The following is a 23076-nucleotide window of genomic DNA, read 5'->3' as shown; positions in this document are numbered from 1 at the left end:
AAACGATTTAAACCGTCATCCACCTCCCGGAAAACAATCGCTGCGCGGCGCGCAAAGGCCCCTTCAGAAGTTAGGCTTTGACAGGATTGCGCAAGACGATTAAGGGGACCGGCTAATCATTTTACCTTTCAACGCGCCGGGCATCCGGCCCCGCCGGAAACATACGGCACTAAGAAGGCTTTGACTGTGGCAAAAGCGGAACTCGGAACCAAACGCATCGATCCGGAAACGGGCAAGAAGTTCTACGACCTCAATCGCGACCCGATCGTTTCCCCCTATACGGGCAAGTCCTATCCGCTGTCCTTCTTCGAAGAGACCTCTGCGGCCGCCGTCCTGGAAAAGGAAGAGGAAGAGGACGCCAACGAAGTCGATACCGAGAACACGGAAGTCGAACTCGTTTCGCTCGAGGATGCCGATGAAGACGCAGCAGGCGGCGACGACCTGCCGGATCTCGGCGACGACGATGTTGAAATCGACGGCGACGACGACGACACCTTCCTGGAGCAGGAAGAAGACGACGATGAGGACATGACCGGCATCATCGGTGTCGGCGGCGACGACGACGAAGTGTAAGATTTTGATTTTCCGGCCGGTTTCAAAAAAATCGGCCGGATTTCATTTTTCGGCTTGCCATCTCCGGGTACCGGAAGTAATAAGCCGCCACACCGAACGGCAACGCCGCTTCGGTTCCCGGAAACCGGCTCCGCCGGAACCCGTTATGGGGCTATAGCTCAGCTGGGAGAGCGCTTGCATGGCATGCAAGAGGTCAGCGGTTCGATCCCGCTTAGCTCCACCAAACCCCTATTTTCCCTTCATAGACTATTGAACTACAAAGAATATTAGAACAATCGAATTGATCGTGAGTACCCACTTGCGTACCCAGCTTGCGCCCCCACGACTAACGGCTGTCACCGCGAACTGACCGATTGACGCTCTTCCGCCTATTCCGGTCATCAACAAACAATGACAGCGGCACCCACGTCATGCCGAGGACCGAAGCGGCAGCTATGGCCCAAAGGAAAACCTTTCCGATAACGCTCACTGCTTCCATTGTTCATGTGCTCCATTCTAACGGGTCTGGGGGTTGCCCTCGGGTGACACCTTGGGGGCCAAAAAATGTGGGCTCGGACACGAAAGGGAAATGTCGCTAGGCGGCCTCATCCTTGAGCCGTTTTGCCAGCCGCGCCAGCGTGGACGTTGAGACACCCGTTGCCGCCACGATGCTCGCCCAAGTCTGCCCCTTCCTGAGGAGGTCCATCAGCGCGGCATTGCGCCCCGCATCTTCCGGCCGCCCCTTGTAGGCACCTGCCGTCTTCGCCTTCTCAATCCCTTGCGCTTGTCGCCTCCTACGGTCCTCGTAGTCCTTGCGAGCGATAGCGGCCAGCATGTCGAGCATCATCCCGTTGATGGCGTCGAGCATCCGAGCAGAGAACTCGTCACCGCCTTGCTGGATCAACTGATGCGAAGTCGGGAGGTCCAGCGCCACCACGCGGCCCCTCTTGGCGGCAATCTCAGCCTTGAGTTTCTCCCAGTCCGCAGCGTTGAGACGGCTAAGGCGGTCTACCTGCTCCACCAGAAGCACGTCTCCCGGCTGGCAATCGGACAGGAGGCGGAAGAGTTCAGGGCGCTGGAGAGATGCGCCGCTTTCATTCTCGACATAGGAAGCCGCAATCCTCAGGCCGCGTTCATCAACGAAACGCTGTAGGTCGGCCCTCGCTCGGGTGGCATCTTGTTCCTTGGTGGAGGCGCGGAGATAGGCGCGGATGAACATAGGTGAAGCTCCATACTTCGCTTTGGATAGCTTCGATATTATCGCTTCGTTTTGAGTTCTCAATGCCATTTATCGAAGTGCGCCTTGATGGAGATTGAGGCGCTTCGCTGGAAGCGCGCCCATCAGGGCTGTTCGCGCATGCCCGGCGTCGCTTCGCGCTGGTCCGCATCCTCGAGATCGCTCTTCACGATGAACGTGTCGTTGTGCTGGCGGGCGGCTTCGCGCAGTGCGGCGAGATTGGGAATATCGTCGCCTTCGATTTCGCCTCTGCCGCCCTGGTCGATTTCCCGTTCGGCCTGATACCAGTGGTCATCCGGCTTACCATCGGGCTGGCCCTGCTGCTGCCAGAGTTCGTGGGCGCGTTTGCGGATTTTTTCGTCGCGGTCGTCGGTCATGACAGGCTCCCTTCAGGTTGCGATAAAAAACGGCTGACGAGGCAGGATGTTCCCTCCACAGGCGCCGGCGGGAACGACTTTTCTTGCGTCTTTCACGGGTCGCGAATAAGCATGGTTCGCCGGGCGTCTAGGGATCGACGCCAGCCTTGTCGGGGGACATTATGAGCTTTACGGAAACAACGACTACCTCCTGGTTTTCCAGACTGAAGGGGGCGCTGATCAAGATCGTGGTCGGCTTCATCCTGCTGATCGCCTGCATCTGGCTTCTGTTCTGGAACGAAGGCCGCTCGGTCAAAACCTATCGATCGCTCGTCGAGGGCGCCGGCCTTGTCGTTTCAGTCGATATCGGCAGCGTCGATGCGGCCAACGAGGGCAAGCTCGTGCACATATCCGGTCCCGTCAAGCCGGTCGGCGTGCCCGAGGACAATATGCTCGGCATTTCGGCCGAGGGCGCGGTTGGCCTCGACCGCGTTGTCGAGATGTACCAGTGGGTCGAAGATTCGAAGTCCGAGACGCGCAAGCAGCTCGGCGGCAGCGAGGAAACCGTCACGACCTATTCCTATCGCAAGGAATGGAACCATCGCGAAATCAGCTCCGGCAGCTTCCGCCAGCCGGGCCATGACAACCCGCAAAAGCCGATCGACGATGCAAGCTTCCCGGTCGAGTCCGCCAATATCGGCGCCTTCAGCGTCGATGGGCGAACGGCGGCCAATCTCGGTGACGACCGGCCGATCCCGCTGACCGCGCTCGACGCAACCCGCGTCGGTGAAGCAGCAACGCTCGGAAAACCGGTCTCCGCCCTTGGTGGCCAGGCCGTCTTCTCGTTCGATCCGCAGAATCCACAGGTCGGCGACATCAGGATTGCCTTCAAGCGGTCGGATCTTTCCGAGGCGAGTTTCGTCGGTGCGCAGCGTGGCGAAAGTCTTACGCCCTACAAGACGACGAACGGGCGCGAGCTTCTTCTCAGCGAGGCCGGCCTCCACGATGCGGTGGCGATGTTCGAGACTGCGCAGAGCGAGAATACGATCATCACCTGGGCGGTGCGCGTGGGTGGGCTTGTCGGCATCTTCATCGGCTTTGCCTTCATCTTCTCGATCCTCGGCGTGATCGGTGACGTCGTGCCGTTCATCGGCTCCATCGTCAATTTCGGCACATCCATCATTGCGCTAATCCTGACGCTGCTGATCGGCCCGGCCGTGATCGCGATCGCCTGGATAGCCTACCGCCCGTTCATCGCCATCGCCGTTCTCGTCATCGGCATTGCGCTGGCGGCGGGCATCATCTACCTGCGCAGGGGCAAGACCGCCGCAGCGCCTGTAACGACGGGTGCGCTCGGCAGACAATAGCAATGGCAGGAGTGGGTGACGCGTGACCTTCTACATTTCGAAGATTTTCTGGCTCGTCGCCCAACCGCTCTCCCTCGCCTTCCTGCTCCTCGTCATCGGCATCCTCGCAGGGCTGCTGAACTGGGGCGGCATCCGGATGGGGGCGAGCATCGCCGCAGCCCTCGTCCTCTTCGTGACACTGTTCACGACGACCGGCGCGGTGCTGCTGCAGCCGCTGGAAGACCGCTTCGCCCGCGCAGATCTCCCGGCGGGCGGGCCGAGCTGCATCATCACACTCGGTGGCGGCTTCGAATCGGAAATCGTCACGGCACGCGGTGGTTTCGAGATGACGCAGGCGGGCGACCGCTTTGTCGAAACGCTTCGGCTCGCGCGCGATTTCCCCGCGGCGCGCATCCTCGTTTCCGGTGGCGACGGCTCGCTCAGCGGCGCCTATGAAGGCGACGCCGTTATTGCCGAGCGCTTCCTTTCCGCCTTCGGCATCCCCGCCGACCGGCTGATCCGCGAGACGGAATCGCGCGACACATTCGAGAATGCGGCCAATACGGAGACATTGCTGGCGTCAAACGGGCTGAAAAACTGCCTCTTGATAACGTCGGCCTTCCATATGCCGCGGTCCATGGGGCTCTTCCGCAAACTCGGTCTGGACGTCCTGCCATGGCCGACGGATTACCGCACGACGGGCAAGGCCAGCCTCGGGCTCGATTTCACGCAGCCTTCGGCGAACACCCAGCTGATGACCACCGCGGTACGGGAATGGACGGGCCTGCTCTTCTACTACGTCGCGGGCCGCACGCCCGCGCTCTTCCCGCAATAGACGGCCCTACTTCTTGGAAATCGTTTCGAAGCGGGCGCCGCGCACCCGGATCGTCATCGTGCAGTATTCGCTGTCGTCGCGGCCACAGCTTGCCGCGTTGGCCTTGAGTTCCAGCACCTTGTTGCCGAAGCGCTGCTTCATGTCGTAGCCGTAGAGATCGGCATTGGCGGCCAGGAAGTAGCCGCCCTCCGCCACGCGGATGTAGAACTGGTGCGGGCAACCGACATCGCCGCACAAGCCTCCCGGCACGCCGTCGCAATTGACAGCGCCAAGATTGAAGATCGTATCGACGAGACGGTCGTTGTTGAAATCGACATTGTCGGCGAAGTCTTCGCCGTAGATCGTGCTCTTGCAGCGCGTGGCGATCTCAGCCTCCACGGTCGCGAGCGGGTCCTGCACGATCTCGGCGGCACGGGCCGGCACGCCGGCGGCAAGCAGCGCGGCGGAGACGAGCGCGAGGGCTATGATGCGGGTGGCCATCTCTCAAACCTTTCCATGGCAGGCGATTCGGTCATTATGCGCTGCGGAACGCGCGCGGTCTGATTCTGTCGCGCGCGACTTTACCGCTGCCAAGCTGTCGCGAGGCTTGGCCGGAGGGGGAGAAGAGCGTGACATTCCTGGAACTGCTTGATTACACCGGTGTCGCGGTCTTTGCGGCGACCGGCGCGCTATCCGCCTCGCGCAAGCAGCTCGACATTATCGGCTTCCTGTTCCTGGCGGCCGCAACCGGCATCGGCGGCGGCACGCTGCGCGACGTCATCCTTGGCGCAACGCCCGTTTTCTGGGTGGTGAAGCCGACCTACCTGATCGTCTGCGTCGCCGTCGCCCTTCTCGTCTTCGTGCTCGCCCACCGCATCGAGTCGCGCTATCGGCTGCTGCTCTGGCTCGATGCCATGGGCGTTTCGGCCTATTGCGTGATGGGGGCGGCCAAGGGCTATGCGGCGACCCAGTCGCCGACAGTCGCCATCACCACCGGCGTGCTGACCGCCAGCTTCGGCGGCATCATCCGTGATCTCCTGGCAAACGAGCCCTCGGTGCTGCTGCGGCCTGAGGTTTACGTGACGGCGGCACTGATCGGGGCGGGTGGCTTCACATTCGCGACCGTGGCCGGCGCGCCGCTCTGGATCGCATCCGCGATCGGCATTGCCGCGGCCTTCGCCGTGCGCGGCGGGGCGTTGCGCTTCGGCTGGCGCTTCCCGGTCTACCGGCCCCGGCCGGGGCGGCATCCGGACGATGTCATGTAAGAAGGGTTTCAGTCCTTCCGGCGCGGACGCAGGCGGATGATCACGTCGACATTGGCGATTTCCATGCCTTCCGGGGGCTCCGGCAGGTTGTCGATCGCGATATTGCTGACGGGTATGTCGAGAACGCGATTTTCACCCTCGACGAAGAAATGGTGATGGTCCGAAACGTTCGTGTCGAAATAGGTTTTCGAGCTTTCGACGGCGAGAACACGAATGAGGCCGGCCTCGGTGAACTGGTGCAGCGTGTTGTACACGGTTGCCAGCGACACGGGCACGCCTGCGGTCACCGCCTCCTCATGCAGCTCCTCGACGGTAAGGTGACGGTCACCCTTGGCGAACAGGAGGTCGGCAAGAGCCACGCGCTGGCGCGTCGGGCGCAGGCCGGAATGGCGCAGGCGCGTTTCGATGGGCATCTCGTGTGCATGCGTCATGGGCGACGGGTCCACTTGCTGGGCCTTGAACAACTAACTTGAACTTTCGATATAACTTTAGCGGAAGCGGGATTCAATAGGAATGCGGCATCCGAAAGGCGCGCAACATGCGGAAAAACCGGGGCCTTTGCTTTGCCCGCGCCACTTTGCACTGGCTGTGACCGCTGGCATCATGTATGCGGACAGCGGAATGGACGTCTCATCCTCAAAGGGTGGGGCAAAAAAGACGAGGCGGCCGGGATGCTTCAAATCGCATCCATCTTCCTCTAAATCTAACGCTGAACAAGCGCATACAAGACCGGGGATGAGACCTTCGATGACGACCAGGCAATCCAGCTACAACTATGAGGAAATTCTGTCCTGCGGCCGCGGAGAGCTTTTTGGCCCCGGCAATGCGCAGCTTCCTCTGCCGCCGATGCTGATGGTCCACCGCATCACCGACATCTCCGAAACCGGCGGCGCCTTCGACAAGGGCTACATTCGCGCGGCTTATGACGTGAAGCCCGACGACTGGTACTTCCCGTGCCACTTCCAGGGCAACCCGATCATGCCGGGCTGCCTCGGCCTCGACGGCATGTGGCAGCTGACCGGCTTCTTCCTCGGCTGGCTCGGCGAACCCGGCCGCGGCATGGCGCTTTCGACCGGCGAAGTGAAATTCAAGGGCATGATCCGCCCGGACACCAAGCTTCTGGAATACGGCATCGACTTCAAGCGCGTCATGCGCGGGCGCCTCGTGCTCGGCACGGCGGACGGCTGGCTGAAGGCCGATGGCGAGACGATCTATCAGGCGACGGATTTGCGCGTCGGCCTCTCGAAGGACAAGGAAGCCTGAGGCGGCGCGAGCCGCTGGAAGCCTGAGGGCGGCGCCAGTGCCGCCGTCACCACGAGACGTTCAAGAAAAGGGCAGGAATATGAGACGGGTAGTTGTCACGGGTCTGGGGATCGTATCCTCTATCGGGAACAACGCGGACGAAGTGACGGGGTCGCTGCGCGACGCGCGCTCCGGCATCAGCTTCAGCCAGGATTTCGCCGACCACGGCTTCAAGTGCCAGGTCTGGGGTTCGCCAAACATCGACACGACCGAGCTTGTCGACCGTCGCGCGGCCCGCTTCCTCTCGCAGGGCGGTTCGTGGAACCACGTCGCCATGAAGCAGGCGATCGCCGATTCGGGTCTCGAGGAAGCCGACTACGCGGCCAATCCGCGGACCGGCATCATCATGGGCTCGGGCGGCCCCTCCACCCGCACGCTGATCGAAGCCGCCGAGATCACGCTCAAGAACAATTCTCCGAAGCGGATCGGCCCGTTCGCCGTACCGAAGGCGATGTCATCGACGGCGTCTGCGACGCTCGCCACCTGGTTCAAGATCCACGGCGTCAATTACTCGATCTCGTCGGCCTGCTCGACGTCCGCGCACTGCATCGGCAATGCCGCGGAAATGATCCAGTGGGGCAAGCAGGACATCATGTTCGCCGGCGGCCACGAAGACCTCGACTGGACCATGTCGAACCTCTTCGACGCCATGGGCGCCATGTCCTCCAAGTACAACGACACGCCGGCCACGGCCTCGCGCGCCTATGACGCGACCCGTGACGGCTTCGTCATCGCCGGTGGTGCGGGTGTTCTGGTTCTCGAAGAGCTGGAGCATGCCAAGGCCCGCGGCGCGAAGATCTATGCGGAAATCGTCGGCTACGGCGCGACCTCCGACGGGTACGACATGGTCGCGCCCTCGGGCGAAGGCGCCATGCGCTGCATGCGCCAGGCGCTCGCCACGGTGAAGGGCGATGTCGACTACATCAACACGCACGGCACCTCGACGCCTGTCGGCGATTCCAAGGAAATCGGCGCGATCCGCGAAGTCTTCGGCGACAAAATCCCGCATATCCAGTCGACCAAGTCGCTGACCGGCCATTCGCTGGGTGCCGCCGGCGTGCAGGAATCGATCTACGGACTGCTGATGATGCAGGCCGGCTTCATCGGTGAAAGCGCCCACATCACCGAGCTGGATCCGGAATTCGACGGCGTGCCGATCGTGCGCAAGCGCATCGACAATGCCAAGATCGATACCGTTCTTTCCAACTCCTTCGGCTTCGGCGGCACGAACGCCACGCTGGTCTTCCAGCGCCACAACGGATGAACAGCATGACGGGGATCATGAACGGCAAGCGCGGCCTCATCATGGGGGTCGCGAACAACCACTCTATCGCCTGGGGAATCGCGCAGAAGCTCGCAGGTGCGGGCGCCGAACTCGCCTTCACCTACCAGGGCGAAGCGCTCGGCAAGCGCGTGAAGCCGCTTGCTGCCGAACTCGGTTCCGATTTCGTCATCCCCTGCGATGTCGAGGACATCGCTTCGGTGGATGCGACGATCGACGCGATCAAGGAAAAGTGGGGCAAGCTCGATTTCGTCGTGCACGCCATCGGCTTCTCCGACAAGAACGAGTTGAAGGGCCTCTATGCCGACACTTCGCGCGACAATTTTTCGCGCACCATGGTCATTTCCTGCTTCTCGTTCACGGAAATCGCCAAGCGCGCCGCTGACCTGATGACCGACGGCGGTGCGATGCTGACGCTGACCTATGGCGGCTCCACGCGCCTCATGCCGAACTACAACGTCATGGGCGTCGCCAAGGCGGCACTCGAAGCCTCCGTGCGCTACCTTGCTGGCGACTACGGTCCGCAGGGCATCCGCGTCAACGCGATTTCGGCCGGCCCGATCCGCACGCTGGCGGGTGCGGGCATTTCCGACGCCCGCGCCATGCTGTCCTGGCAGCAGAAGAACGCACCGCTGCGCCGCACCGTTACCATCGAGGACGTCGGCAACTCGGCGCTCTATCTGCTTTCCGACCTGTCGAGCGGCGTTACCGGCGAAATCCACTATGTGGACTCCGGCTACAACATCACCTCCATGCCGACGCTGGAGCGGTTGGCCAAGGCCGATAGCGAGTAACAAGAACCGGCGCGGAGTTTCAAACTTCGCGCCGTTTTCTTATGAAAGCACCATCAGCACGAAGACGAGCAGGATCACCGCGGCGAGAACGCCGAGGAACATCATCTTCACACGGCTGTTCATTTCCAGCGGCTTGCCATCCGCGCTGCGCCTCAGAAAGGCGAGCGGAACCTCGGAGGTCGGCGTATGCCCCTCCCCTTGCTTTACATCCTTTGCGATGACATCCGCCACATCTTCCGTGATCGGCGGTCTGGCAGGTCCAAAAGCCATTACGGATCTCCTGAACGGGAACGGTCCGGAGATGGTGGACCCGTTTCAGGGAAATGGCAATCGGCTGCGGCAATCGGCGTCAGCCAGTCCTGACGCCTGTCAAGTCGCCGGGATCAGCGCTTGCCCCAGAGAACCTTGAACCGCGCATTGCGGCAGAGTTCGCCGCTTTCCTTGAAGGAAGCCTTCAGCACCGGCTCATAGGGCAGGCCGCGGTTGGCGACCATCAGCAGGCGACCTCCCACCTTCAGGGACTTCGCCGCCATGCCGATCATGCCGGCACCCAGCGAATGGTCGACGGCATGGCCTTCGTGGAACGGCGGGTTCATGACGATGAGGTCGTAGTGGTCGCGCGGCGTTTCCGCCGTCAGGTCGAACCAGTAGTAGCGTGCGGGAATGTTGGGGCAATTCTCCGCCATGTTTTCCTTGGCAGCTTCCAGCGCCTCGTAATGCGCTTCGAAGAGGTCGATACCCTTCACCTGCGGCGCGCGGCCGCCGAGCATGACGGACAGATAGCCCCAGCCGGCGCCGAAATCGGCGGCGTGGCCATGAAAATCCTCCGGGATGCGGGTGGCCAGCAGTTCGGAGCCGTCGTCGATCCGGTCATGCGAGAACATGCCCGGTGCGGCCGTGAAGCGGCCGACGATGCGCACCGGCTTTGCGGCGAGCTTGGCGATTGCCTCGGCCGGGTCTTCCGGGCGCGCGAACCAGATGGCGAGGCCATGGTATTTCGGCATGTAGTCGCCGGTAAGCCCAAGCTGGTCGAGGCGCTTGCGCATCGACTGCACGCCGTCTTCCTTGCCGCCGGCAACGACGATCAGGCCGCCCGTGCGCACAAGGCGAAGGGCTTCCGCGATGCGGTTCTCGTTCTCGCCCTTGTGCTTGGTCATCAGGATGAGCGCGCCGTCGAAATCCTCGCCCTCGATGACCGGCTTGACCGGTACGCGCACGGCCTCCAGGCCGCGATAGAGGGCGCGCTGCGGCTGTACGGCCTCAAGCGTTGCACCAAAGCCTTCCGGCGGACGCTGGCCGGCCTCTGCTCCGAGAAAGAGGTAGCGTTCGCCCTCGCCGGGCATGCCGAGCGTGCCGGCGGCAAAGGGATGGAACAGGGTTTTCAGGGCTTCGCGGGTCATAGCGGGCTTTCGGCGGACGGGACAACGGGTTGGTCAAAGGAAAAGGGGCGCGGAACGTACCGCTCCGCGCCCCCTCGATGCGTAAGGATAGGGTTACTCGGCGGCTTCGCCGTCGCCCTTCTTGTCGGCAGCGACTTCCTTGCCGGTCGCCTGGTCGACGACCTTCATGGAGAGGCGAACCTTGCCGCGCTCGTCGAAGCCCATCAGCTTGACCCAGACCTTGTCGCCTTCCTTGACGACGTCGGAGGTCTTGGCAACGCGCTCCTGAGCAAGCTGCGAGATGTGCACGAGGCCGTCGCGCGGGCCGAAGAAGTTGACGAAAGCGCCGAAGTCGGCGGTCTTGACGACCGTACCTTCGTAGATCATGCCGACTTCCGGTTCAGCGACGATCGAGTGGATCCACTTGCGGGCCGCTTCGATTTCCTTGCCGGAGGACGACGCGATCTTGATCGTGCCGTCGTCTTCGATGTTGATCTTGGCGCCGGTCTTCTCGACGATTTCGCGGATGACCTTGCCGCCCGTGCCGATGACTTCACGGATCTTGTCGACCGGGATGTTCATGACTTCGATGCGGGGAGCGAATTCACCGAGCTGCGAGCGGCCTTCGGTGATGGCGTTGGCCATCTCGCCGAGGATGTGCTTGCGGCCGCCCTGCGCCTGGCTGAGCGCGACCTTCATGATCTCTTCGGTGATGCCGGCGATCTTGATGTCCATCTGCAGCGAGGTGATGCCGTCAGCCGTGCCGGCAACCTTGAAGTCCATGTCGCCGAGGTGGTCTTCGTCGCCGAGGATGTCGGAGAGAACCGCAAAGCGTTCGCCTTCGAGGATGAGGCCCATGGCGATACCGGCAACGGGCTTTGCCAGCGGTACGCCGGCATCCATCAGGGCAAGCGAGGTGCCGCAGACCGTGGCCATCGAGGACGAACCGTTCGACTCGGTGATCTCGGAGACGACGCGCAGCGTGTAGGGGAACTGTTCCGCCGTCGGCAGCATCGGGCGGATAGCGCGCCAAGCGAGCTTGCCGTGGCCGATTTCGCGGCGGCCCGGGGAGCCCATGCGGCCCGTTTCACCGACCGAGTAGGGCGGGAAGTTGTAGTGCAGCAGGAAGCGTTCCTTGTACATGCCGGTCAGGCTGTCGACATACTGCTCGTCTTCGCCGGTGCCGAGCGTGGCAACGACCACAGCCTGGGTTTCACCGCGGGTGAACAGGGCCGAGCCGTGCGTGCGCGGCAAGATACCGACTTCCGACACGATGGCGCGAACGGTGTCGAGATCGCGGCCGTCGATGCGGCTCTTGGTGTCGAGGATGTTCCAGCGAACGATCTTGGCCTGCAGGTGCTTGAACACCGCGCCGATGACTTCGTTCGTGTACTTCGGCTCAGCGCCTTCCGGGAAGAAGTGCGCCTTCACCTTGGCCTTAACGGCGTCGACGGCAGCGTAGCGCTCAGCCTTCTGGGTGTTCTTGTAGGCAACGCGAAGTTCGGCTTCGGCAATACCGAGCATTTCGGCTTCAAGCGCGGAATGATCTTCCGGGTTGAAATCGCGCGGTTCCTTGGCAGCCACTTCGGCGAGCTTGATGATCGCGTCGATGACCGGCTGGAAGCCCTTGTGGCCGAACATGACGGCGCCGAGCATGACGTCTTCGTTCAGTTCCTTGGCTTCGGATTCGACCATCAGGACGGCGTCCTGCGTGCCGGCGACGACGAGGTCGAGAACCGACTCGTCCATCTCGTCGAGATGCGGGTTCAGGACGTATTCGCCGTTGATGTAGCCGACGCGCGCACCGCCGACCGGGCCCATGAAGGGAATGCCGGAAATCGTGAGCGCTGCGGAAGCGGCAACCATCGACAGGACGTCGGGATCGTTTTCTAGGTCATGCTGGACGACCGTGACGACAACCTGCGTGTCGTTCTTGTAGCCTTCCGGGAAGAGCGGGCGGATCGGACGGTCGATCAGGCGGGAAACCAGCGTTTCCTTTTCCGACGGACGGCCTTCGCGCTTGAAGTAGCCACCCGGGATCTTGCCGGCGGCGTAGGTCTTTTCCTGGTAGTTGACGGTCAGCGGGAAGAAATCCTGGCCCGGCTTCGGCGCCTTGGCGGAAACGACGGTGGCGAGAACGACGGTTTCGCCGTAGGTCGCGAGAACAGCGCCGTCAGCCTGACGGGCGATCTTGCCGGTTTCCAGCTTGAGCGGGCGGCCCGCCCATTCGATTTCAACCGTATGGGTATCGAACATGTGTTGTCCTTCTTGGCGGATACGCGCACCGCCGCCATAGGGCGCAGGTGGTCTATCCGCTTTCATGACACATCATGGGCAAGACAACGGGAGGCTTCCGGGTGACGGCTCGCGGTCTCCAACGACGCGTGCCCGAAGCATCCTGCAATCCTGCCCCATGACAGGTCATCGGTTGGTTCCGCAGGGCCGGCCCATCCGGCCTGCTGGAAAATCCGTTTCACGAGGCGGTCGCAACCGGCACAGGCAAAGCGGTATGGCGGAATTCTCTTCCGCGAAAGAAAGCGGCGGGCGCTCGCAAGAACGCCCGCCGAAATTGCTTAGCGGCGAATACCGAGAGCAGCAATCAGCTTGCTGTAACGGGCATCGTCCTTCTTCTTGAGGTAATCAAGAAGCGAGCGACGGGTGGACACCATGGTCAGAAGGCCACGACGGGAGTGGTTGTCCTTCTTGTGGTCCTTGAAATGGCCGGTGAGATTGTTGATACGCTCGGTCAGGATCGCAACCTGAACTTCCGGAGAGCCGGTGTCGCCTTCGACAGTAGCGTATTCTTTCATCAGCGCAGCCTTGCGCTCAGCAGTGATCGACATCGTATGTCCTTTCATGAATGGAGAACTAAAGGTCGCCAAAAGCCGGGATGTCGTCCAGCGATGGCCGTGAAGGCAAGGAGGCATGAAGCCCCGCATTGCTGGCGGTGCCTATAAACCATTCCCTTATGAAAGGGAAGAGCCGTGATGAACGGCCGCCGGATGCCTCTAGCGCTGCTCAGCCGGTTGGCTCGGTGCAGCCTTCACCTCATCGCCCGCCTTGGGGCAGACGACATAGGCGCCAAAGATCCAGCCGAGCTGCCGACCCTGCAAGGAGACGAGGAGCCAGCGCTTCGTGCCGAGCCTGCGCTCTTCGATGATGGCGACGCTGGCGCCATTCTGAAGCGTCGTCAGGATCGCGCCATTCGGCTCGGCGCGCACATTGAGCGGCGTGCCCGTGGGGTCGTCGATCAGGCATTCGCCGGCCGCAAGAGCGGGCGTGACGGCAAACAGGCTCAAAAGGACGGCAGCGCGCAAAAGAACCATCATGAAACATTCCTGCAGGCGTGAAACGCGGGATCCGTCAATGTTCGCCCTCCTGTTGATGCCCACTCTCATCGCGCAGGCGGGCGAGCGGGATCGTCACCCGCCATTCGATGCCGTCGTCATGCACGATGAAGTCCAGCTTCGCGTCGAGCACCATGCCGAGCATACGCTCCAGCACCACGCTGCCGAAACCCTTGCGACTGGCGGCGATGGCCTGCCTGTCGATGGTCGCCTTGCTTTCGCGCCAGACGAGGTCGAGGTTTTCGCCCGCACTGACCCAGCTCAGTGAAACGATGCCCTTGTCATTGGCAAGCGCGCCGTACTTGGTGGCATTGGTGGAGAGTTCATGCAGCGCCATGCCGAGCGTCTGGGAGGCCTGGGGATCAAGCAGCACGGCGGGGCCTGCAATGCGCACGCGCGCGGCGTCATCCGGCGTGAAGGGCTTCAGCTGGTTCCGGGCGAGTTCAACGAGATTGATGCCTTCAGTGGCGTTGGCGATCATCAGGTCCGTCGAGCGGGCGAGACCCGCCACCCGCCGACGGAACGTTTCGGCGAATTCGCCGGCATTGTCCGCGCCCGCCGCCGACTGGTTGAGCATCGCCTGGATGACGGTCAGCTGGTTCTTCGAGCGATGCGCGACCTCCCGCATCAAGAAGCGCACCTCGTTTTCCGATTTCACCCGTGCATCCGCCGCTTCCGCCAGTGCCTTGGAGACCGTCTCCAGCTCGGAAATGGCATAGAGACGCGGCGCGACGCGTTCTCCGTGACCAAGGCGGCGGGCGTCATAGGCGAGCAGCCGCACGTCGCGGGACAGCACGCGCGCAATGCCGACGGCACTCACGGCGGCAAGGAGCGCAAACACGATGCCGCCAATCGCCAGCCACAAGAAGGAAGACACGGCAGGCGCCTGCACGTCGGAGGATTTCGCCCAGGCAATCATGCGCCAGCCGGCAAGCGAGGAGAATTCGGTGACGACCTGGTAGTTGACGCCGTCCTGCCCCATCGTGCTCACGCCGAGCCGCAGCGCCGGCACGACGCGCAGAAAGAACGGCTTTCCCGTCTCCTGCTTTTCATCGGTCGACGCGATGACAGTGCCCCTGCTGTCGAGCACGGCGGCATTCCAGCCTGGCGACAGGACGTCCGGATTGGCCGCGCGCCGCAGCGCTTCGGCATTTTTCGTCAGCGTAAGGAGAACATGCTCGCCGCTTGGAAGCCGCATCGGCTGATAGACGTTGAACACCCATTGCTGGGCAGTCTTGCCGAAGAAGAGGTCAGAGACCATGCGCTCGCCCCGCGCCAGCGCCATGCCGGCAGAGACCGGGTCCGATGCCGCGTTGAGCGGCGTGCCGTAAGGCACACGTGTGTTGACGAGCTGGCGCATCGACTGATCGATAACCAGGAAATAGATATCCGTGCCCTCGAGCGTCTTCACAGCCTGCGCATGCAGCCCCGCATAATCGCTTTGCTGCAGGCTTTCCGATGTCGAGAGGAAATTCAGCGTCGAGAACATACCCGAGATTTCGCGCTCGACCGCACGGTTCACGGCGCTTGTCGAGGTGCGCAGCAGCGACTCGAAGATACGGTCCTGCGCCTCGGTGGTGCGCTTCAGCACGACGATCGAAAAAAGGAAGGCGGGGATCACGATGACCAGGATGAGGCAGACGAGATAGAAGACCACCGGGTGGTGCATGCGCCGACGCGCCTCGGCGGGTTTCGCTTCCGCGCCCCCGGCAGATACCGTTCTGTCAGTCGGCGAAATCGTCAACGGCCAGCCCTTTTCACCCTTCACCCCAACCGGCCGAAACGGCAAAGCGCCGCCCGGCCCGCGCTCAAGCGAACCTCGCCGGCCCATAAAGCCCATAGCTTGTGGTGAAATCAAGTCAGGGGACGTTGGTTCCGCCCCCTGATTCTTAGCCCTGGAAAACGCGCTTCGGGCGGAATTCGCCGCCGGCGATCTCGCCGATCGCAACGAGCTTGCCACGCGCCGAAGCATAGGCTTCATCCGCCGAAACAGGCGCATCGCGGCCGCGCACGATGATGGGATTGCCCATGCGCAGGCGATGGGCCTGGTCGTCGTTGATGACGATCTGCGGCAGGCTCGAAAGCGCTTCGCCGGTATCGATCAGGAAGGCGTCGAGCGCGGCCAGTCGTTCGGCATCGTCCTCGATCTTCTCCAGAGCGACAAGATCGGCGAGCGGCACCATGTCATCCTCGCCGAAGGGCGCGACGAAGGTGCGACGCAGCGCCGAGATATGGCCATAGCAACCGAGCTGCCGGCCGAAATCGCGGGCAAGCGCACGGACATAGGTGCCCTTGCCGCATTCGGCTTCGAAGCGGGCGGTGTTTTCGTCGGAACCGACCAGCGTCAGCCGGTGGATTTCCACCTCGCGCGACGGGATCTCGACGACTTCGCCTTCGCGGGCGAGGTCATAGGCGCGCGCGCCATCGATCTTGATTGCGGAAAACTGCGGCGGAATCTGCTGGATGACGCCCGTATACTCGCCGAGGATCGCGTTGATTTCGTCGGCGGTCGGACGCTTGTCCGCGCTGTGGGTCACCTCGCCCTCGAGGTCGTCAGTCGAACGCTCCTCGCCCCAGGTCACGGTGAATTCATAGATCTTGCGGCCATCCATCACATAGGGAACGGTCTTGGTGGCATCGCCGAGCGCGATCGGCAGCATGCCGGATGCGAGCGGATCGAGCGTGCCGGCATGGCCGGCCTTCTGCGCCTTGAACAGCCACTTGATCTTGGCGACGGCTTCGGTCGAGCCGAAATCGAAGGGCTTGTCGAGGATCAGCCAGCCGGAAACCGGCCGGCCCTTGGGTTTACGGGGTCTGGACATCTGTATCCTGATTACTTGTCGTCTTCGCCGTCATCGGCGGAGAGATCGCGCGACACTTCCGGCGAGCGCAGGAGTTCGTCGATCTTCTTGTAATTGTCGAAGCTCGTATCGTCGAGGAAGCGAACGTCCGGCATGTATTTCATCTGCCGCAGCTGCGAGCCCATACGGCCGCGGATGAACTTCGCGTTGCGGTTCAGCGCCTCGATCACCACGTCATGATCCTTGACGCCGAGCGGCGTCACATAGGCCGTCGCATGTTTCAGGTCCGGCGACATGCGGACCTCCGAAATGGAAATCACGGTCTTCTCGATCAGGGGATCACGCACTTCGCCGCGCTGGAGAACCTGGGTGATCGCCGCGCGCACCTGCTCGCCCACGCGCAGCATGCGTTGCGACGGTGCTGAGGTTGTTGCTCTTACCATGGTCGTCACCTTCAAAAAAATGCGAGCGCCGAAACAGTCCGGCGCTCGCACGATATTGGGATCGCCGGACGCTTACAGCGTGCGGGTGATGTGCTCCACGCGGAAGCACTCGATCGTGTCGCCGGCGCGGATGTCCTCGTAGTTCTCGAAGGCCATGCCGCATTCCTGGCCCATCGGCACTTCGGAGACTTCGTCCTTGAAGCGCTTGAGCGTCTTGAGCTTGCCTTCGTGGATGACGACGTTGTCGCGCACGAGACGCACACCGGCGCCACGCTCGACCTTGCCCTCGATGACACGGCAACCTGCGACCTTGCCGACCTTCGTGATGTTGAACACCTCGAGGATTTCGGCATTGCCGAGGAAGGTTTCGCGACGTTCCGGCGAGAGCAGACCCGACATCGCCGCCTTCACGTCATCCACCAGATCGTAGATGATGTTGTAGTAGCGGATTTCGAGACCGGCCCGTTCGGCAGCCGTACGAGCCTGTACGTTGGCACGAACGTTGAAGCCGATGATGGCGGCGTTCGAGGCTTCGGCAAGCGAGATGTCCGACTCCGTGATGCCACCGGCACCGGAGTGAACGATGCGAGCGCGGACTTCGTCCGTGCCGAGCTTTTCGAGCGCGCCGGCAATGGCTTCGATGGAGCCCTGCACGTCGCCCTTGATGAGCAGCGGGAACTCCTTGAGGCCCGTATTCTGCAACTGGCTCATCATCTGTTCGAGCGAACCGCGCGAACCGGCCTGGCGTGCCACCTGCTTTTCGCGGGCGAGGCGCTGGCGGTATTCCGAAATCTCGCGGGCACGGCTCTCGTTTTCGACCACGGCGAACTTGTCGCCGGCGGCCGGGGTACCGGACAGGCCGAGGATTTCGACCGGCATGGACGGGCCGGCTTCCTTGACGTGTTCGCCTTTGTCGTTGACGAGCGCGCGCACACGGCCCCACTGATCGCCGGCCACGATGATCTGGCCGGGCCTCAGCGTACCCGTCTGGACGAGAACGGTGGCAACGGAACCACGGCCACGATCGAGCTGGGCTTCGACGACGACGCCCTCGGCCGTACGGTCCGGGTTCGCCTTGAGGTCGAGGATTTCGGCCTGCAGCAGAACGGCTTCGAGCAGCTTGTCGAGGTTGAGGCGGTTCTTGGCCGACACTTCCACGTCGAGCGTTTCACCGCCCATGGATTCGACGAACACCTCGTGCTGGAGGAGCTGATTGCGCACCTTCTGCGGGTCGGCTTCGTGCTTGTCGATCTTGTTGATCGCCACGATGATCGGAACACCCGCCGCCTTGGCGTGATTGATGGACTCGATCGTCTGCGGCATCACGCTGTCGTCGGCCGCGACCACGAGGATCGCGATATCCGTCGCCTGCGCACCGCGGGCACGCATGGCGGTGAACGCGGCGTGGCCGGGGGTGTCGATGAAGGTGATCTTGTGACCGTTATGCTCGACCTGGTAGGCGCCGATGTGCTGCGTGATACCGCCGGCTTCGCCAGCGACCACGTTCGCCTTGCGGATGGCGTCGAGCAGCGAGGTCTTGCCGTGGTCGACGTGGCCCATGATGGTCACGATCGGCGGGCGCGATTCCAGATCGCCGGCATCGTCGGTGACATTGAAGATGCCTTCTTCGACGTCGGATTCCGAAACGCGCTTGACGGTATGGCCGAATTCGCCGGCGATGATTTCAGCCAGGTCGGCATCGATCAGATCGCCGGGCTTCATCATCTGCCCTTCCTTCATCAGGTACTTGATGACGTCGACCGCGCGTTCGGACATGCGCTGCGACAGTTCCTGAATGGTGATGGTCTCCGGCAGGATGACTTCGCGCATAACCTTTTCGCGCGTCTCCTGCATCTGGCTGCGCCTGAACTTCTCCTGGCGGCGACGCATGGCCGAGAGCGAACGGCCACGCTGTGTCGCGTCCTCATCGGTCGAGGCGGTGGTCAGCGTGAGCTTACCCTGACGGCGGCCGTCGTCGGCCTTCGGACGGGCGGGAGCCTTGGCCGGTTCGGGACGCTTGACGGCGCCACGGTTTACCGGAGCACCACTGCGCGGACGCTTGTCGTCGTCCTCTTCGTTTTCGCGGCGGCCACGGCCGGCGACCGGCGTGGCGGCCGGCGCGGGAGCCGAAGGCGTGCGGGCCGGCTGCGGGCGGGCTTCGGCGGCTGCCGGAGCGGCGACGGCGGCAGGCTTTGCCACGACCTCTTCCACGACGGGCGAGGGAGAGGCGGCCTCGACGGCGCGGCGCTCTGCCTCTTCCTTCTCGCGCACGAGGCGTGCTTCTTCCTCGGCAATGCGGCGGGCTTCGTCCTCGACCTTGCGGCGGGCTTCGTCCTCGGCGCGCTGGCGGGCTTCGGCGGCATCGCGGATCTGCGCTTCTGCAAGCGCGCGGCGACGGGCCTCGACTTCGTCAGGCGAAAGCTGGTTCAGCACCACGCCGCGCGGACGGTTCTGTTCGACCGGACGGGAGGACTGCTGGTGCGCCGGACGAGAAGGCTGCTGCACAGGGCGCGAAGGCTGCTGCACAGGACGCGCCTGCTGCGGTTCCGGCTGGCGCTGCACCGGCGCGACGGGCGTCGATGCCTGGCGTTCTTCACCCGGGCGGCTGAAATGGCGCTTCGTGCGGGTCTCGACCACGACGGCCTTGGTGCGGCCACGACCCATGTCCTGGCGCACGGTTCCCTGCTGAACCCCCGAGGGCTTCAGGCTAAGGGTCTTCTTGCCAGCCACATTGGTCGTCTTGTCGTCTTCGTTGTCGGTCATTCCGTTCCGTTCCTAAGATCAGAGCCGGATGCGTATCACCAGACTCTGTCGTTCAAATGTGTTCATCCAATGCGATTGCGGCCGGCCGGATGCCGGTAACCGCGTCATTGGTTTGTCTGGCCAGCGCCACCTTGTGCCATCATTTGGCTGTCGCCCCGGTACTTCTCGAGCATGATTGCGCGCTTCACTACACCCTCACCCGCCTGCCCTGCAAGCGCTGCGGCATGGATAAAAGCATTCTGGCCCAAAAGGCCCTCCAATTCGCTCTCCGAAAAGAGCTTGAAGGAGCGTATTTCCGTTTCGTCGTCGGTGAGAAAGCTCGCAGCCTTCCGCGCCTGGTCTATTTTCCGCACCCCGTCGGCCGCCGCGTCCGTCGAATGGAACACCGCAAGGGCTGCCAAAGAACGCACTGCCTGGTCGACCTTCGAGGAGCCCGTGATGAACTGGCCCGCCTTGCGCGCCATGTTCATCATGCCGCCGAGCTGGGCGGCGATCAGCCTGTCCACCTCGGCACCAAGTTCCGGCCCGGCTTTCGCCTCCGTCTTCAGCGCACGCCCGAAAAGCTTCTTGGCGACCGCCTTGTCGACGATCGCCCGTTCGGCCTTTACCCAGCATCCGCGTCCGGGGAGTTGACGCTTCAGGTCCGGCACGACGCTTCCGTCGGGACCTGCGACGAAGCGGATCAAATCATCCGCCTCGCCCTTTTCGCGCGTCACGATGCACATGCGGTCGTTCACGCCGTCCTCGTCCTTCTTGCCCATATAGGTTTCCGCTCTTGCCAACGCAAACCGCTGAGCACATCAGCCAACGGCATGTCCAACCTCAGGGGACGCCGGTCAGGCGTCCTCTTCACCGCCTTCGACGACCGGTTCTTCCTTTACCAGGTCCGCTTCCGTGATCCAGCCGGCCGCAAGGCGGGCCTGAACGACCATGGCTTCGGCTTCTGCGCGGGAAACCTCGAACTTCGAGAACAGGCCTTCGAACTTCTTCGTCTCGCCGTCCTTGCGCTCCGACCAGCCGACGAGGTCGTCAGCGGCGCAGCCTGCAAAGTCTTCCATCGTCTTGATGCCGTCTTCGCCGAGTGCAACGAGCATCTGGCTCGTCAGACCGTCGATCTGGCGCAGGTCGTCGGAAACGCCGAGTTCCTTGCGCTTGGCATCCATCGCCGCTTCGAGGCGATCGAGATGCTCGCGGGCACGGGTCTGGAGTTCCTGGGCCGTATCCTCATCGAAACCATCGATCGAGGCGATTTCGTCGAGATCGACATAGGCAAGCTCTTCCACGGCGGCGAAGCCTTCGGACGCGAGAACCTGACCGACCATCTCGTCGACGTCGAGGGAGTCCATGAAGAGCGCGGTGCGCTCGTTGAATTCCTTCTGGCGACGCTCGGACTCTTCGGCTTCCGTCAGGATGTCGATATCCCAGCCGGTCAGCTGCGAAGCGAGGCGAACGTTCTGGCCGCGACGGCCGATGGCGAGCGACAGCTGCTCATCGGGAACCACGACTTCGATGCGCTCGGCATCCTCGTCGAGAACGACCTTGGCGACTTCCGCCGGCTGAAGCGCGTTGACGATGAACGACGCCGGATCCTGCGACCACGGAATGATGTCGATCTTTTCGCCCTGCAATTCGCCGACGACGGCCTGGACGCGCGAACCGCGCATACCGACGCAGGCGCCGACCGGATCGATCGAGCTATCGTTCGAGATGACGGCGATCTTGGCGCGCGAACCCGGATCACGGGCGACGGACTTGATCTGGATGACGCCGTCGTAGATTTCCGGCACTTCCATGGTGAACAGCTTCACCATGAACTGCGGATGGGTACGCGACAAGAAGATCTGCGGGCCGCGCTGCTCGCGGCGCACGTCGTAGACGAAGGCGCGAACGCGGTCGCCGTAGCGCATGTTTTCACGCGGGATCATCTCGTCGCGACGGATGATGCCTTCGCCACGGCCGAGATCGACGATGACGTTGCCGTATTCGACGCGCTTGACCGTGCCGTTGACGATTTCGCCGATACGATCCTTGTATTCGTCGAACTGGCGGTCACGCTCGGCTTCGCGCACCTTCTGCACGATGACCTGCTTGGCCGACTGGGCGGCGATGCGGCCGAAATCCATCGGCGGCAGCGGATCGGCGATGAAGTCGCCGAGCTTGGCGTCCGGGTTGCGGTCGCGGGCAAGCTCCAGCGGAATCTGGGTCGAATAGTCTTCGGCTTTCTCGACGACTTCCAGCAGGCGCTGGAGGCGGATTTCGCCGGTCTTGGAATTGATGTCGGCGCGGATGTTGGATTCCGTGCCGTAACGCGAGCGGGCTGCCTTCTGGATGGCGTCGGCCATCGCGGCAAGCACGATCTCGCGGTCGATGACCTTTTCACGGGCCACGGCATCCGCGATCTGCAGAAGCTCAAGCCGGTTCGCACTGACTGCCATTGTCTCAGGTCTCCATGGTCGGGCCGGGGTTTTGTCGCCGGCCTGTCAGGAGCGGTTTGGCCGCTCCGGTTCCGTCCTCTCCGCTCCGCCACCCTGGGCGAAACGCACTCACTCGCTTACTCTTCGTCGCCGCCGTCTTCGTCGTTCTGGTTGGCGGCCTGCGCGGCCTTCGCCTTCTTGTCGGCGGCCAGCGCATCGCGGATCAGTTCGTCGGTCAGGATCAGCCGGCCCTCGGCAAGCGCCGTGAAGGGAATGACGACCGTCGGCTCCTCGCCGGCGGCGGGCTGGTCGCGTTCCAGCGTGAAGCCGTTTTCGTCGGCAGCGACGATCTTGCCGCGGAAGCGCTTGCGGCTCTCGACAAGGATCGAGGTCTCGCACTTCAGGAGATGACCGGTCCAGCGCGAAAAGTCCGACTTGCGCACCATCGGCCGATCGATGCCGGGCGACGACACTTCGAGATGATACGCCTTGTCGATCGGATCCTCAACGTCGAGCACCGGCGACACGGCCATAGAGACCTTCTCGCAGTCCTCGACGGTCATGGTGCCGTCGGGGCGCTCGCACATGATCTGCAGCGTGGCGCCGTTCTGCGCCGAAAGACGCACGCGCACCAGCTGGTAGCCGATCTGCTCGATCGAAGGCTCGATGATGTCGGCGACGCGGCGGTCGAGGCCGGTTTCGACGATCAGGCGCGGCTCGATCGCCACAGTTTCTGTCTCACTCGTGTCGGACATGACATGCCCTCCCGGGATAGTCGTTATCATGCACCTGATCGCGGCAACAAAAAAGAGCGGGTCCTTGCGGGCCCACTCTCCATCTGACGATCAAGAATTTGATGGTGATATAGACCGTATCCGTCACAATTGCAAGTTCGGCCCTGAAAGGCGTCTGTGGGCAACGTATTTGCCGTCATCGCCTTGCCGCTTTTCACCGATGGACTAGATTGCAGGTGTCGCTGCG

General features: G+C 62.7%; 23 protein-coding genes and 1 tRNA gene. 8 read left to right on the top strand and 16 right to left on the bottom strand.

What is annotated here, in order from left to right; all coding sequences use genetic code 11:
• The first annotated feature begins 186 nt into the window (after positions 1 to 186).
• The gene (locus MUO32_RS18370; protein ID WP_257949812.1) at positions 187 to 573 is read left to right on the top strand and encodes a TIGR02300 family protein; all 387 of its coding nucleotides are present in this window, start codon (positions 187 to 189) and stop codon (positions 571 to 573) included.
• A gap of 147 nt (positions 574 to 720) precedes the next feature.
• Positions 721 to 796, top strand: a tRNA-Ala gene (locus tag MUO32_RS18365).
• Between the two features lie 351 nt (positions 797 to 1147).
• Here the strand turns inward: MUO32_RS18365 and MUO32_RS18360 are convergent.
• Entirely contained in the window at positions 1148 to 1771 is a 624-nt protein-coding gene (locus MUO32_RS18360; RefSeq protein ID WP_257949811.1) for a recombinase family protein, read from the bottom strand.
• 122 nt (positions 1772 to 1893) lie between these two features.
• Positions 1894 to 2166: a DUF2934 domain-containing protein gene (locus tag MUO32_RS18355; RefSeq protein ID WP_257949810.1), complete on the bottom strand. Its 273-nt coding sequence runs from the start codon at positions 2164 to 2166 to the stop codon at positions 1894 to 1896.
• A gap of 161 nt (positions 2167 to 2327) precedes the next feature.
• Between MUO32_RS18355 and MUO32_RS18350 the strand changes: the two genes are divergently transcribed.
• Entirely contained in the window at positions 2328 to 3512 is a 1185-nt protein-coding gene (locus tag MUO32_RS18350) for a TMEM43 family protein (RefSeq protein ID WP_257949809.1), read from the top strand.
• A gap of 22 nt (positions 3513 to 3534) precedes the next feature.
• Positions 3535 to 4326, top strand: coding sequence for a YdcF family protein (locus MUO32_RS18345; RefSeq protein ID WP_257949808.1), 792 nt, complete (start codon positions 3535 to 3537; stop codon positions 4324 to 4326).
• Between the two features lie 6 nt (positions 4327 to 4332).
• On the opposite strand, the gene MUO32_RS18340 is transcribed toward MUO32_RS18345, so the two are convergent.
• Positions 4333 to 4806: a hypothetical protein gene (locus tag MUO32_RS18340; protein ID WP_257949807.1), complete on the bottom strand. Its 474-nt coding sequence runs from the start codon at positions 4804 to 4806 to the stop codon at positions 4333 to 4335.
• Positions 4807 to 4934: 128 nt separating this feature from the next.
• On the opposite strand from MUO32_RS18340, the gene MUO32_RS18335 reads away from it, so the two are divergent.
• Positions 4935 to 5570, top strand: coding sequence for a trimeric intracellular cation channel family protein (locus tag MUO32_RS18335; RefSeq protein ID WP_257949806.1), 636 nt, complete (start codon positions 4935 to 4937; stop codon positions 5568 to 5570).
• Between the two features lie 8 nt (positions 5571 to 5578).
• Here MUO32_RS18335 and irrA read toward each other — a convergent pair whose 3' ends face one another.
• Positions 5579 to 6001, bottom strand: a complete 423-nt coding sequence (gene irrA, locus MUO32_RS18330) for an iron response transcriptional regulator IrrA (RefSeq protein ID WP_257949805.1) — start codon at positions 5999 to 6001, stop codon at positions 5579 to 5581.
• A 316-nt stretch (positions 6002 to 6317) separates the two neighbouring features.
• On the opposite strand from irrA, the gene fabA reads away from it, so the two are divergent.
• The 3 genes from fabA (at position 6318) to fabI (ending at position 8948) form a co-directional block, all read left to right on the top strand.
• On the top strand, positions 6318 to 6833 hold the full coding sequence (fabA, locus tag MUO32_RS18325) for a 3-hydroxyacyl-[acyl-carrier-protein] dehydratase FabA (protein ID WP_257949804.1): 516 nt from the start codon (positions 6318 to 6320) through the stop codon (positions 6831 to 6833).
• Positions 6834 to 6912: 79 nt separating this feature from the next.
• Positions 6913 to 8136 (top strand): beta-ketoacyl-ACP synthase I, encoded by a 1224-nt coding sequence (gene fabB, locus MUO32_RS18320; protein ID WP_257949803.1) that lies wholly within the window; start codon positions 6913 to 6915, stop codon positions 8134 to 8136.
• A 5-nt stretch (positions 8137 to 8141) separates the two neighbouring features.
• Entirely contained in the window at positions 8142 to 8948 is an 807-nt protein-coding gene (fabI, locus tag MUO32_RS18315) for an enoyl-ACP reductase FabI (RefSeq protein WP_257949802.1), read from the top strand.
• Between the two features lie 39 nt (positions 8949 to 8987).
• Here the strand turns inward: fabI and MUO32_RS18310 are convergent, their stop codons facing one another.
• The 12 genes from MUO32_RS18310 to rimP all read right to left on the bottom strand — a co-directional run bounded on the left by MUO32_RS18310 (position 8988) and on the right by rimP (position 22850).
• Positions 8988 to 9218 carry a hypothetical protein gene (locus MUO32_RS18310; RefSeq protein ID WP_257949801.1) on the bottom strand — a complete coding sequence of 77 codons (231 nt, stop codon included), beginning with the start codon at positions 9216 to 9218 and terminating at the stop codon, positions 8988 to 8990.
• Positions 9219 to 9331: 113 nt separating this feature from the next.
• Positions 9332 to 10348, bottom strand: a complete 1017-nt coding sequence (locus tag MUO32_RS18305; protein ID WP_257949800.1) for a class I SAM-dependent methyltransferase — start codon at positions 10346 to 10348, stop codon at positions 9332 to 9334.
• Between the two features lie 93 nt (positions 10349 to 10441).
• Positions 10442 to 12583, bottom strand: coding sequence for a polyribonucleotide nucleotidyltransferase (gene pnp, locus MUO32_RS18300; protein WP_257949799.1), 2142 nt, complete (start codon positions 12581 to 12583; stop codon positions 10442 to 10444).
• Between the two features lie 317 nt (positions 12584 to 12900).
• A complete protein-coding gene (gene rpsO / locus MUO32_RS18295; RefSeq protein ID WP_257949798.1) occupies positions 12901 to 13170 on the bottom strand; it encodes a 30S ribosomal protein S15 in 270 nt (89 codons plus the stop codon).
• A gap of 165 nt (positions 13171 to 13335) precedes the next feature.
• Positions 13336 to 13656 (bottom strand): SH3 domain-containing protein, encoded by a 321-nt coding sequence (locus tag MUO32_RS18290; protein ID WP_257949797.1) that lies wholly within the window; start codon positions 13654 to 13656, stop codon positions 13336 to 13338.
• A 34-nt stretch (positions 13657 to 13690) separates the two neighbouring features.
• Positions 13691 to 15343: a sensor histidine kinase gene (locus MUO32_RS18285; RefSeq protein WP_257949796.1), complete on the bottom strand. Its 1653-nt coding sequence runs from the start codon at positions 15341 to 15343 to the stop codon at positions 13691 to 13693.
• 220 nt (positions 15344 to 15563) lie between these two features.
• A complete protein-coding gene (truB, locus tag MUO32_RS18280) occupies positions 15564 to 16496 on the bottom strand; it encodes a tRNA pseudouridine(55) synthase TruB (protein ID WP_257949795.1) in 933 nt (310 codons plus the stop codon).
• A gap of 11 nt (positions 16497 to 16507) precedes the next feature.
• Positions 16508 to 16918, bottom strand: coding sequence for a 30S ribosome-binding factor RbfA (gene rbfA, locus MUO32_RS18275; protein WP_257949794.1), 411 nt, complete (start codon positions 16916 to 16918; stop codon positions 16508 to 16510).
• A gap of 72 nt (positions 16919 to 16990) precedes the next feature.
• Positions 16991 to 19681, bottom strand: coding sequence for a translation initiation factor IF-2 (infB, locus tag MUO32_RS18270; RefSeq protein WP_257949793.1), 2691 nt, complete (start codon positions 19679 to 19681; stop codon positions 16991 to 16993).
• A gap of 104 nt (positions 19682 to 19785) precedes the next feature.
• A complete protein-coding gene (locus tag MUO32_RS18265; protein WP_257949792.1) occupies positions 19786 to 20442 on the bottom strand; it encodes an RNA-binding protein in 657 nt (218 codons plus the stop codon).
• 75 nt (positions 20443 to 20517) lie between these two features.
• Positions 20518 to 22116 carry a transcription termination factor NusA gene (nusA, locus tag MUO32_RS18260; RefSeq protein WP_257949791.1) on the bottom strand — a complete coding sequence of 533 codons (1599 nt, stop codon included), beginning with the start codon at positions 22114 to 22116 and terminating at the stop codon, positions 20518 to 20520.
• A 116-nt stretch (positions 22117 to 22232) separates the two neighbouring features.
• A complete protein-coding gene (gene rimP, locus MUO32_RS18255) occupies positions 22233 to 22850 on the bottom strand; it encodes a ribosome maturation factor RimP (protein ID WP_257949790.1) in 618 nt (205 codons plus the stop codon).
• Positions 22851 to 23076: the final 226 nt, after the last annotated feature.

The organism is Shinella sp. CPCC 101442 (assembly GCF_024704725.1).
Classification (GTDB): Bacteria; Pseudomonadota; Alphaproteobacteria; order Rhizobiales; family Rhizobiaceae; genus Shinella.
This window is presented reverse-complemented; position numbering and strand designations above follow the sequence as displayed.